The organism is Hymenobacter sp. BT559 (assembly GCF_016427535.1).
Taxonomy (GTDB): Bacteria; Bacteroidota; Bacteroidia; order Cytophagales; family Hymenobacteraceae; genus Hymenobacter.
Map to the genome: position 1 here is coordinate 730,347 of NZ_JAELXV010000001.1, position 11,861 is coordinate 742,207.

The 11,861-nt window shown below is 59.5% G+C and carries 8 protein-coding genes; all 8 read right to left on the bottom strand.

The genetic code is table 11. The annotated features are described in order from the left end of the window. Positions 1-75 precede the first annotated feature (75 nt). The 8 genes from JAO77_RS03035 to JAO77_RS03070 all read right to left on the bottom strand — a co-directional run bounded on the left by JAO77_RS03035 (position 76) and on the right by JAO77_RS03070 (position 11,678). Positions 76-1,980 carry a DUF294 nucleotidyltransferase-like domain-containing protein gene (locus tag JAO77_RS03035; RefSeq protein ID WP_198988792.1) on the bottom strand — a complete coding sequence of 635 codons (1,905 nt, stop codon included), beginning with the start codon at positions 1,978-1,980 and terminating at the stop codon, positions 76-78. Between the two features lie 169 nt (positions 1,981-2,149). Next, positions 2,150-2,833 (bottom strand): 3'-5' exonuclease, encoded by a 684-nt coding sequence (locus JAO77_RS03040; RefSeq protein WP_198988793.1) that lies wholly within the window; start codon positions 2,831-2,833, stop codon positions 2,150-2,152. A 96-nt stretch (positions 2,834-2,929) separates the two neighbouring features. Beyond that, positions 2,930-3,451 carry a hotdog fold thioesterase gene (locus tag JAO77_RS03045; protein WP_370549567.1) on the bottom strand — a complete coding sequence of 174 codons (522 nt, stop codon included), beginning with the start codon at positions 3,449-3,451 and terminating at the stop codon, positions 2,930-2,932. Positions 3,452-3,519: 68 nt separating this feature from the next. Continuing rightward, positions 3,520-4,104: a TetR/AcrR family transcriptional regulator gene (locus JAO77_RS03050; RefSeq protein ID WP_198988795.1), complete on the bottom strand. Its 585-nt coding sequence runs from the start codon at positions 4,102-4,104 to the stop codon at positions 3,520-3,522. Positions 4,105-4,633: 529 nt separating this feature from the next. Then, the gene (locus JAO77_RS03055; protein WP_198988796.1) at positions 4,634-5,518 is read right to left on the bottom strand and encodes a glycoside hydrolase family 16 protein; all 885 of its coding nucleotides are present in this window, start codon (positions 5,516-5,518) and stop codon (positions 4,634-4,636) included. Between the two features lie 64 nt (positions 5,519-5,582). After that, the gene (locus JAO77_RS03060; RefSeq protein ID WP_198988797.1) at positions 5,583-6,833 is read right to left on the bottom strand and encodes a PKD domain-containing protein; all 1,251 of its coding nucleotides are present in this window, start codon (positions 6,831-6,833) and stop codon (positions 5,583-5,585) included. Between the two features lie 114 nt (positions 6,834-6,947). Then, positions 6,948-8,417, bottom strand: coding sequence for a RagB/SusD family nutrient uptake outer membrane protein (locus JAO77_RS03065; protein WP_198988799.1), 1,470 nt, complete (start codon positions 8,415-8,417; stop codon positions 6,948-6,950). Between the two features lie 93 nt (positions 8,418-8,510). Continuing rightward, entirely contained in the window at positions 8,511-11,678 is a 3,168-nt protein-coding gene (locus JAO77_RS03070) for a SusC/RagA family TonB-linked outer membrane protein (protein ID WP_198988800.1), read from the bottom strand. Between the last annotated feature and the right edge of the window lie 183 nt (positions 11,679-11,861).

The following is an 11,861-nucleotide window of genomic DNA, read 5'->3' on the forward strand; positions in this document are numbered from 1 at the left end:
TGCTTCCTGGGTCAGTATGACAGCCGTGGGGTGCAACAAAGGCGCCCTAGGGTACTTGTGCCACTGCGGCACGGCTTAGAGCTGCTTGGCGAAGTTGACCTTGATTTTGACCTGGAAATCAGAGATTACCTTAAAGATTTCTTTGAGCGTCACGCGCTCTACCTTAGTCAGCTTCTTAGGGTCTAGATAGTTGTCGGGCTGCATTTTGTCCTGCATCATCTGCACCGACTGCTTCTTGAGGCGCATGCCCATGAGATAGTAATACGATTGCAGCAACTCCTGGTAGTCCTTCTCGCTGAACACGCCCAGCTGCCGCAGCGCCGCCAGGCGTTGGCCCGTGTTGGTGGCAAAGACGCGGTGCTGGAGCGAAAACACGCGCACCAAATCCACGATGGGCGACATGATTTTCTTGAGGTTAATCACCTGCTGGTCGCCTACCGCGAAGGTGCGGATGTTGTTGAAAAACGTGAGCGGCGGCTCGTACTGCAAGGCGTTGATGGCCATGTAATGCAGGAATCGGTCGAGGGGCTTTTGCAGCTCTACGTCCAAGAAGTCGCGCAGCTCATCCAAAATGTCGGCCTCGCCGTAGAGGTAGCGCACGTCGAAAAATGCCGCGAAGCGCATCACGTTTTCGGGGTTCGACTCGCGCAGCCACTCTAGGTAGTTGCGTTTCCAGTGCGAGAGCGAGTGCGTCCACTTCGGGTTTTTGGCCATGAAGCCGCCGTCGCAGAAGCTGAAGCCAATCTCGTTGAGGCGGTCCGATACCTCCGTGGCGAAGCGCAGAAAATAGTCGCGCACTTCCTCACGGTGCTCGTTGGCCTTGTCTTCGTAGATGATGGCGTTGTCTTGGTCGGTGAGCAGGGTTTGCTCCTGTCGCCCCTCCGAACCTAGGACGATAAACACGAACTTGGCCGGCGGCGGCCCCATCTCCCGAATCACGTCCTCAATCACCTTGAGCGCGATGGTATCGGCCACGGTCGTGATAACCTGGTTCACGATTTCGGGCTTCACGCCGCGGTCGAGCAGCTGAAATACAATGTCCGGTACTTTCTGCCAGTTGCGCCGCAACTCGCGCAGCGACACGGCCTGCTTCACGCCCTGAATGAACAAGAAAGGCGACTGCGCCTGCTCGGCCAGCAGCTTGTTGCGGCTGATAAACCCTAGGTAGCCGCCATCCTGCTCCACCAGCAGGTAGCGCGTCTTGGTTCGGAACATCAGCAGCAAGGCCTCATACACAAAGGCTTCGCTACTTACGCTGCGCGTGGGCGAATCTATATAAGTGCTGATGGGCAGGCGGGCATCGCCTAGGTCGGCCACCACCTTGTCGCGCAGGGTAATGTCGGTGACGTAGCCCGCCACGTCTTTGCCTGCCTCGTCGAGCACGAAGTAGCAGCTGCTGCGGGCTTTGGCCATGAGACGGGCCACCTCGTAGGTGGGCGTGTTGCCGGGGCACGCTTGCACGGGGCGCAGCTCCACGGTGCCCATGCGGCGCGAGTACAATTCATCGGCCGCAATAAAATTCTGGGGCGCCTGCGGGCCGGGGTGCACTAGCTGGGCGTACTCGTCGTCCAGCATCAGCTTGCCGTAGCGGTTTGTAAAGTACTGGAAGAAAGCCTCGTACCCTAGGCAGAGGCTCCGAAAGTCGTTGCGGTGCAGGAAGTACACCCGCGTGCCCGCCCGCGCCTGCACCGTGCGCAGCGAGCGCTTCTTGTTGAGCAGCACCGACACGCCGCCGTAGCACTCGCCAGGGCCATACACCTCAGGCAAGCGGCGTTGCTGCTGGCTGTCGTAAAAAAACGTGTCGTAAGCGCCCTCAATTATGAGGTCCACACCGCGCAGCTTGGTTTCGCCCTGGCGGTAAATGAGCGTCTCGCGCGGGTGCGTCACTTCTTGCAGCAAGGCGGCCACTTCTTCCAGCACCTCGGGCGGCAGCAGGTGAAACGGCTCAACGGTGCGTAGAAAAGCAAGACGGTCAGTCATTGGTGATAATTGTAGCAAGCGGCAAATAACAACAGATAGCTGTCATTGCGAGCGCAACGAAGTGGAGCGCGGCAATCTTTCCTTGTCGTTGAGGTAGTATTCCTAACGTGAAGGAAAGATTGCCGCGCTCCACTTCGTTGCGCTCGCAATGACAAACGGGTAAGTAATATCAAATCATGCCCAGCCAATATTTCCAAAAGGGCCGCCGGGCGGCCGCAAGAGCTGCGTGGGTGGGCGGCGGCAAGATAGGAGCCTGCGAGGCCAGGGCCTCGGCATCAATGTCACCAGTGCGCTGCAGTTCGAAGTAGCACTGGGCCGTGGCTTCGGCGTCGGCCAGGGCATCGTGCTGGCGCAGCATGGGCCGCCCAAACTGCCGCTGGTACAGGTCGGCCAAGCGCAGGTACTGTTGGCGCATGGGCTGCATAAAGCGCTCGGTGAGGCGCATGGTGCAGAAGGTGGACAGCCCTAGGTCCACCAGCGGGTTGCTCAGCCCCGAGCGGTGAAAGCTGACGCCCATCATGTGAAAATCGAGCACCAGAAAGTGGCCCACTACCAGCGGCTGGTAACGCACTAGGTCATCATGTAGGCGCTGCATGACCTCGCGGCGCGGCTTGCCCTTGTCTTGCAGAAAGGCCAGTGTGAGGCCGTGTATCTGCATCGAGGCCGGCGACAGGTCGTAGTCGCTGGGCCGCACGTAGTGGTTTTCGGTCTTCACTAGCTCCCCATCGGGCCCGTAGAGCAGCCAGGCTATCTGGGCCACATGGGGCCAGGCACCGGGCTCCGCGTAGGGGCGCCGCCAGTCGGCGGGCAGACCCGAGGTTTCGGTATCAACGAAGAGAACGTAGCCGGACACGGGCGCGAAGCAGGGTGGGGAGGCGGTAAAAATACGGCAGCCCTGCCGCAACTCCGTCCTATTTGCTCAACGAAATTTCCAGTGCCCTAGGTTCGCTTATAGCAGCTCGTGGCGCGTGCGGTAGGCGGTGCCTTTAAACATGGCTAGCAGCGTGCCGTGCTGGTTAGTGAGGCGCAGCAGGTATATGCTCATCTTGTCTTTAAGACTTTCCTCGCGGGCTTCTACCAGTAGCACATCGCCGAGTCGGCCGGTCTCGAGGTAGTCCATAGTGGCGGTGAGGCTCACGCTCTGGCGGCCGTGCGTGTTGCACGCCAGCGCAAACGCCGACTCGGCCGCCGAGAAAGCGACCCCGCCGTGCAGGGCGCCGAACCCGTTGAGCATATCGGGCCGGACACGAAAATAAAGGCTACAGTAACCCAGGCGAACGTCTTTGATAGCCAAGCCAAGCCACTGGCTAAAGGGGTCGCGGGCAAGCAGCCTAATCGCAATGGCCTGGGCGTTACCGTCCGGGCCAGCGGTTGGCGCGAGCATAAATGAAACTGGTATAATTGCGGAAGGAGAGCTAGGTAACAGCAAGGTACGGCCCAGCCCCCTTGCTCGGATTACTTCGCGCCTCATAACGCCCGAATTACGTACACTGTAGTTGAGCTAAACGCCCACGCCGGAGGCCTCGGGTGCGTGCGCAGCTATCTCTGCTCTAGGCCCTTAAGCAGCATCGTAATGATGTGGTCTTCCAGTTCCTGGGCCGAGAGGCTGCGTCCGGGCTGAAACCATAATTCGACCCAGCGCACGGCTGACAGAATGGTAAATAGCGCCACCGTGGGGTTGACAGTCTGAAACTCGCCGGCCGCAATGCCAGCCGCAATAAGCGCAGCAAAACCCTTCTCATACTGGCGGCGCGCCGTCGTAAACTCGGTGAGGCGCGCATTGGGCAGGTACTTCCAGTCGTGGTTGGCCACCGATACGGCCGGGCCGTCTTCTACCATCAGCTGGATGTGCAGCCGGATGAGGGCCCGCACCTTCTCCCCAAACGTGAGCGGCAGCTGCTCGACCTCTTGCAGGTGCGCAATGTACACGTCGGAAATGCGGAAGCAGATGCTGTCCAGAATCTCGTCCTTCGACTTGATATGGTTGTACATGCTGGCCGCTTCCATGCCCACCTGCCCCGCAATGTCGCGCATGGAGGTGCCGCCGTAGCCTTTGTCTTTGAAAAGCTTAGCAGCCTCTTCTAGAATAATTTGGCGCTTAGGGGGTTTCGCGATTTTGGTCATAGTGCATACACTAACGCCCTGTCTGGCAGGGAGCCAGGCAGGGCGTTTGACGGTAGTAGTAAGAGCCCATCCGAGAGCGAGGAAAGGGTGGGTGGAGGAGCCGCCAGACGAGAGGGGTGGGATGCAGCCTGGGGTAGGATGGAGGGGTGGCGGCGGGGCCGCCACTCCTGAAAATCAAACGGGCTCTTACTAACGCGGGTGGGAATGAAGAGTGGGTGGGACAAATGTACAGCCTTATTCGAAATCGGCTAACAAATGTTAGTTATTTTTACTAACAAATGTTAGTTAGAGAATTAAGTATTTGATAAACAGTAATAAATTTTTCAAATTAAATTATCCATCAGCCTGGTAGTAAGCTCGGCCCTAGGGTGCCAGTATGTAGCCTAGGGCAGGGAAGGCCGTTCGCGAGCGCCAGTAGGCAGTAGTACAGCGGGAGCGCTTTGGTTGCAATGAAGAGCGCGTAGCAAAGAAAATGGTCCAGACCCGGCAATTGCCAGACCCGGACCACCAGGAACAGAAAAAGGGAGAGTTATTTGTACTGATAGTAGCGCACGTAGTCAACCAGCATGGTCTGGGGGAAGGTGGTGCTGGCGTCGGGATTGCCGTCGAAGTCGCCGCCTACGGCGAGGTTCAAAATCGCGTAGAACGGATTATTGAAGGGATAGGGCGATACGTCGGCGGGCGTGAGCGTGTAATACAGGTTGCCGTCTATATAAAAGCGCATCTGGTTGAGGCTGCGCACGAGGCTAAACACGTGATAGTCGGAGCTGAAATCGCCGCCGCTGGCCGGCAGTGTGTACTGCGTGCCCTTATACTTATGGTCGGCGTTGCTGGTGCCGTAGTGCACCGTGCTGTTGTTGACGGTGGGGGAGCTGCCGCGCAACTCCATAATGTCAATTTCGCCGCAAGCGGGCCAGGGAGTGGTGCTGTCATTCGAGCCCAGCATCCAGATGGCGGGCCAAATGCCTTTGCCTTTAGGTAGCTTGGCCCGCACATCGACGCGGCCAAAATTAAAATCTTGCTTGCCCTTGGTGATGATGCGGCCCGAGCTGTAGCTGCGGCCGTTGTAGTTCTCCTTGATGGCCGTGATGTTGAGGTTGCCGCCCGTCACGGTCACGTTGTCGCGGCGGTTAGTGGTAGCTTGCAGCTCGTTGTTGTACCACACATCTTTCACCTCATACACCCACTTGGCTTGGTCGAGGCTGCCGCCGTCAAACTCGTCGCTCCACTTTAGCTCGGTGTACTGGGCAAAGTCACGCGGGTCGGCGTTGACGGCCGTGCTGGTGCCGCCCCCGGTAGCCGTGTCAACGATGACCGGGCCGGGTGGCTCTTGGGTGCAGCCGCCGTTTGAAAGCAGCAGGGCGATGCCGGCCGATAGGCTGCGGAGAAGGGTAGGCGTGCCTAGGTAAGACATAAGAATAAGCAATGGGGTGGGAAATAAAGTGGCAGGTAGGGCCCCTAGGTAGCCGTGGGCTGGGCTACTTCGCTTTCAGCTGAAAGGTGAAGACGGTGGGGTCGGTTGAGCTACCGGCACGCAGCGTCATGTGCTGGTTGTCGATGGCCAGGATGCGGTACACGCGGCTGGTGGGCGCATCCGTTACGCCGATAAAGCTACCGGTCTTGGCCAGTGTGAGTTGCGCAATGCCTGCGCCAGTGGCTGGCCCAAACGTGAAGGTGGTGCTATTGTCGGTGCGGCCGGGCTGGCACGTGTACACACCCGCCGTGAAGGTTTCGCCTTTCGCGTCGTAGCCAAAAGCATTAGTGCTGCTGAAAGTGTACTCATCGTCGGCCTGGCAAGCGGGCACGCTGCCCGCCGAGCCGCTCACGTTGTAAGCGCCGGGATTAGCCTCGGTGCCGACAATGATGGCGTTGGCTACCGTGTTATCGAGCGTCCAGGTGCGCGACGAGCCGCCGGTGAGGAACTGCTTGGCGCGGTCGAGGGCCGAGAGCTGCGGGATGTAAGTGGTCACGGTTTTGGTACCGTCGGGGTTGGTGCCTTGCAGGCGCAGCTTGGTGCTGCTGGCTTCCACAATGTCGTACGTTTTGTTGGCCACCGAGTCGGGCAGGCCGATGAAGGACTTGGGGCGTTGCAGCACAATCTGCCCTAGGTTGCCATTAGGCTTGTATATGAAGTCGGAATTACCGCTTAGGGCCTTGCCGCAGGCGCCATTGGCATAGGTGCCGGCGCCTGCATCGTAGCTGTAGGTAAAGGCGCTGGTAAACGAAAACTGGTCATCAAGCTGGCAGGCCGAAAGCGTGGCAGACGACGACAGCACTGCCCCGCTGGCCGAAAGCTGCACTATGGCGCCCGGCTGGTCGGAGAGCGTCCAAGAAGTAGCGCCCGTGCCTGCGCAGGCCGTGAGGGCTCCGAACGCCGCATTGCCGCAGGTAGACGGAATGACTACGGGCTGCTGCGGAGAAATGCCCGTGCCGCCCCGGCCCGCGGCCGTCAGCTTCACTTGGTAGGTGCCGGCGGCTTTGTAGGTGTGGGTCACATTCTGGCCCGACGCTAGTGGTGAGCCATCGCCAAAATCCCACTGGTAGAGAAAGGCATCGGTGGTGGTATTGGTGAACGTGGCTACTACCGGGTACTGCGTAGTATTGAGCTGCACCGTGAAGCCGGGCGTGGGCACGGGCCCCTCTAGGCTGGTAACCTCGTCTTTGCGGCAGGCCGCCAGGGCCGCCACACCGGCCAGCACCAGCGCCGCACTGCGTAAATAATGGAACATATAAAATCGGGTGGGAAAAGAAAGTCAGTGAGCAGTTATCAGTAAGCAATTATCAATTCTCTGCTCTATTGGAGCGAGTAACTGATAGTTGTTTGTTGATGACTGACAATTAGCCTAATAGCCAGGGTTTTGAACTAGCGAGGGGTTCGCGTCGCGCTCGGCCTGCGGAATGGGCAGCAGGTCGTTGAAAGGCTTGATGCCCTTAGCCACCAGCGCCGGGTTTTTGAGCAGATTGCCCGTGCGCTTGAGGTCAAACCAGCGGTCGTCTTCAAACGCCAGCTCGTAGCGACGCTCCTTCAGCACGGCGTCGGCGAAGTTGGGCGTGGCCGCTGTTAGGTTGCCTAGGCCGGCGCGATTGCGCACTTTGTTGATGGCATCTAGGCCCTCGGTAGTGTTGCCCACGGCCTCAGCTAGGATGAGGTACACCTCGGCCAAGCGTAGTACTGGGAAATTGAGCGGCGAGTCCCAGACGTTGGTATTCACCTTGCCCACGAACCACTTCTTGCAGTTGTAGCCGTAGGGCGAGCCGGGCAGCGAGGCGGGCTGGGCCGCGCTGGCGCTACCGGCCGGGTAGGGGTCGCCGGGCGACCAGATAGTCACGGCTTTGCGCTTGTCGCCGGCCTCGTAGCCCTGCACAAACTCCAGCTCGGGGATATTAAAGCCGTAGCCGCCCTGCGGCACCAAGCCCTGGCCCCTAGGTCCAAAAAACTCGTTGCCGGCGAACCCTAGGCCGTCGAAGGTATATTCGTTGAGACCGTTTATGTACTGCACCTCAAATAGCGACTCCTTGCCAAACTCATTGGCTACTTTGAAGTTGTCGCCATAGTCGGCCCATAGCGAGTACTTGCCCGAGTTGATGACCTCGCGGGCGCGCTGGGCGGCCAACTGCTTGTCGCCGTGGGTCAGGTACACCTTGGCCAGCAGGCCGGTGGCGGCCCACTTGGTGGCGCGCGCTAGGTCGGTGTTCGCGTAGCTTTCGGGCAAAGACCCAATAGCCGCCTGCAAGTCGGCAATAATCTGGGTGTACACCTGCTCGGCGGGTGTGCGCGGAATGCGCGCCTCGGCCGGGCTGGCCGGGGGCGTGAGTATCAGGGGCACGTCGCCGAAGGCCCGCACGAGGTCGAAGTAGTACTTGGCCCTCATAAACTGCGCCTCGCCCAGGCAGCGCTTTTGCAGGGTGGCATCCATGCTGATGCCGGGTACCTTTTGCAACACGAGGTTGCACGAGCCGATGCCCACGTAGCAGCCATTCCAGAGGCGCGTGGTCATGGGGTTGCTGCTCGGGATGTTGAAGAAGTCGAGCTGAATTTCTTCGGCCCCGTCGCCGCCGCCACCGCCGCCCGTGAAGGAGTTATCCGACATTATTTCGCCGATGCCCCAGAGCGCGTAGTTGTACTGCCCGCCGCGCCCCAGCTGCGCATACACCGCCGTAGTGGCCTGAATGGCATCCGATTGGGTCTGGTAGAAGTTCTCGGTCGTAATCGAATCGGTGGGCTTCACGTCGAGAAACTTCTCGCCGCAGCCGCTGAGCAAGGCCAACCCTAAGAGGGTAGCGGCCGATAGGTTAGTAGAAAGGAAACGCATGGGTGGGAAAACGAAAGAAGGAGTGTTTGTCAAAACAAACGGCTGTCATTGCGAGGAGGAATGACGAAGCAATGACAAAATCTATTTACTAGCTTAAAAACCAATGTTCAAGCCGGCCAGGAACACCCGCGACTGGGGGTAGATGCCCCGGTCGAGGCCCGCCGACCCTAACTCGGGGTCGAAGCCGCTGTATTTGGTCAGCGTGAGCAAGTTTTGAGCGCTCACGTACACGCGCAGCGTCTGGCCGGCAAAGCGGTTAATCAGCGTTTTGGGGAAGTTGTAGCCCAGTGTCAGCAGCTTAACGCGTAGGTAGGAGCCGTCTTCGATGAAGTAGCTGCTCACGCGCAGGTTTAGGTTGGGGTCGCCGGCTACGGCGCGGGGCACGTCGTTGCTGGTGCCGGCGCCGGTCCAGCGGCCGAGCACGCGGGTGCTGCTGTTGCCATTACTGTAGAGGCCGCCCTCGGTGTACACCCGGTTGAGGTTGTATACGTCGTTGCCCTGCGAGCCCTGTATGAACACGTTGAGGTCAAAGCCTTTGTAGCTAACTGTGTTGTTGATGCCGTAGGTGAAGGCTGGAATAGGGCTGCCAATGAAGGTGCGGTCGGCGTCGGTAATCTGGCCGTCGCCGTTCAGGTCTTTGAAGCGGATGTCGCCAGGGGCGGTGCTGGTGCCGGGGTTGCTGCCCGCCGTTTGCACCGGCGCATTGCGCACTTCCTCAGGTGTTTGAAATAGGCCATCGGCTACGTAGCCGTAGAAGGCGCCGAAAGGCTGGCCCTGGTCGTAGCGTACAATGGCCGTGCCCGTGCGGGTCGTAACGCCGTTGAAGGGCTGGGCTACATTGAGGTCGCTGATGCGGTTTTTGAAGGTCGAGAACGTGAGGCCGGTCGTCCAGTTTACACCCCCGTCGCTCACTAGGTTGCGGGTGTTGATAGACAAATCGAGACCGCGGTTGTAGGCCGAAATGGCGTTAGTCGGCACCGACTCATAGGTACCCGACACGTAGTAGGCCGGCACTAGCGCGAGCAGGTTGGGCGAGCGGCGGTTGTACACGTCCACCGTCAGCTCGATGCGGTTCTCAAACAGCCCTAGGTCCACGCCGAGGTTCGCCTGGTAGTTATCCTCCCAGCGCAGTCCGCTATTTTGGGCGCGGGTAGGGCCGGCACCATTCAGCACTACGGGCGGGTTGCCAAACGGGTACGTGATACCCGTATTGATGGTGGCCAGGTAAGCAAAGCGCCCGGCATTCAGGGGGTTGCCCACTTTGCCATAGCCGCCCCGAATCTTCAGGTTGCTAATGGCCGGCACGTCCTTGATAAAGCTTTCCTCTGAAATGCGCCACCCGATAGACGCGCCCGGGAAGAAGCCAAACTTATTGCCGGTGCTGAACTGAGACGAGCCATCGTAGCGGGCCGTGGCCGTGAGTAGGTACTTCCCCGCAAACTCGTAGTTGAGGCGCCCGAAGTAGCTGGCCAGCTTGTCGGTAGTAGGCTCGATGCCCACGCCGCCGTTGGTGATGGGGTAGCTTGGGTTGGCCGACGGGCCAGCATTGATGTTTTGCAGCTGGTTGCTGATGTAGCCCGAGCGGCCCGCCGATAGGTAGGTGTATTGAAACTGCTGCGCCGACTGCCCCGCCAGCACCGTCAGGTGGTGCTTGTCGGCAATAGTGCGGTCGTAGGTCAGCGTATTCTCAATGAGATACGTCGGGTTGTAGTTGCTGGAGGAATAAGCGCCCGCTATCGAGTTTCGGGGCGAATTGGGGCCTAGGGACGGCGTGAAGCCGTTGTTGTTATCAAAAATGAGGTCAGCCCCCACGTTGGTGCGGAAGCGCAGGCCCTTAAGTGGCTCGACCTCGGCGAAGAACGTGCCGATAATGCGGTTGCGCACAAACTTGGAGTGCGTAATCAGTGATTGCAGTACCGGGTTAGGCTCTACGTAGTTATCGTTGGTAGCGGTGGGTTCGTACCAGGTGCCGTTGGGGTTGTAGACCGGCACGGTAGGCGGCGTCTGAAGCACGTTGTTGAGCACTCCAAACTCGTCGTTGCCCGTGTTAAGCTGGCGGTCTTCTTGGTGCGTCACAGCCAAGCTGTTGCCCACTTTCACGTACTTGTTGAGCTGCAAGTCGCCGTTGGCCCGAATGGTGAAGCGCTCAAACTGCGAGCCAATGAGCGTGCCATCTTGCTGGAAGTAGCTGCCCGACAAGGCATAACGCGCCTTCTCGCTGCCCCCGGTGGCCGATAAGGTGTAGTTCTGAATAACAGCCGTGGGCCGGAAGACAGCATCCTGCCAGTTGGTGTTCGTGGTCAGCGCGCTAGGGTCGGCGTACTTCGGGTTGATAGGGTCGCCCTTGGCAATTAAACTCTCGTTGTTGATGACGGCATATTGCTGGGAATTTAGTAAGTCGAGCTTGCGCCACACCTGCTGGAAGCCGCGGTAGCCATCGAACGAAATATTAGCCGTGCCCGCCTTACCACGCTTGGTCGTGATGATGACGACGCCATTGGCCGCCCGCACCCCGTAGATGGCCGTAGCAGAGGCATCCTTGAGCACGTCAATGCTCTCGATGTCATTAGGGTTGATGGAATTGAGCTGGTTCTCCACGCCATTAAAGTTGGCATCGTTGGAGGGCAGCGGGAAGCCATCCACCACGTACAGCGGCGAGTTATTGCCGGCCGACGATACGCCCCGAATGCGCACTGATGTGCCGCCTGCCCCGCCCGGCGCGCCCGAGTTCTGGGTTACCGTGACGCCGGCCACGCGGCCTTGCAGCGCCTGCGTAGGGTCGGCCACCGGCTGGCTGGCAATGTCGCGGCCCGACACCGACGAGATGGCGCCCGTCACGTCGGCGCGCTCCTGGGTGCCGTAGCCCACTACTACGATTTCGTTGAGGCCCTGCGCCGACTCGACGAGCTTAATGCTGAGCGCGCTCGCGTTGGCGGTGGTCACTACCATCGACTGCGACACGAAGCCCACGAAGCTGAAGAGGAGGGTGCTGCCCTCGGGGGCATTCAGGCTAAAGCTGCCATCGGGCCCGGTGGAGGTGCCCGTGCTGGTGCCGCGCACCAAGACGGTGACGCCGGGTAGGCCCGTGCCATCGGCCCCCGTTACGCGGCCCGCTACGGGTATGGTGGCCACGATGTGTACGGGACCAGTAGGAGCAAGGCTAGCGGCCAAAGCGGGTGCTGCCCACGCCACCGGCAGCCCGCACGCTAACAAAACCATCGTGCGCCGAAGCAGCACAGTGCGGTAGATATTTTGATTCATACAGGGTGGGAAAAGATGGCCAAAGCTAGGCCGGCTTGTTTGGCAAATGCAAGCCTCAAAACCCCTTAAAAACCCCCTGGAAGGCCGTTTTTGGCTGGATGTGTGCTGTAGCTGTACGCTTACTGCACACGCCCTAGGTACCTATTTATGCACTGCTAAGACCTAAGAGCGCTTCTGGTTCCC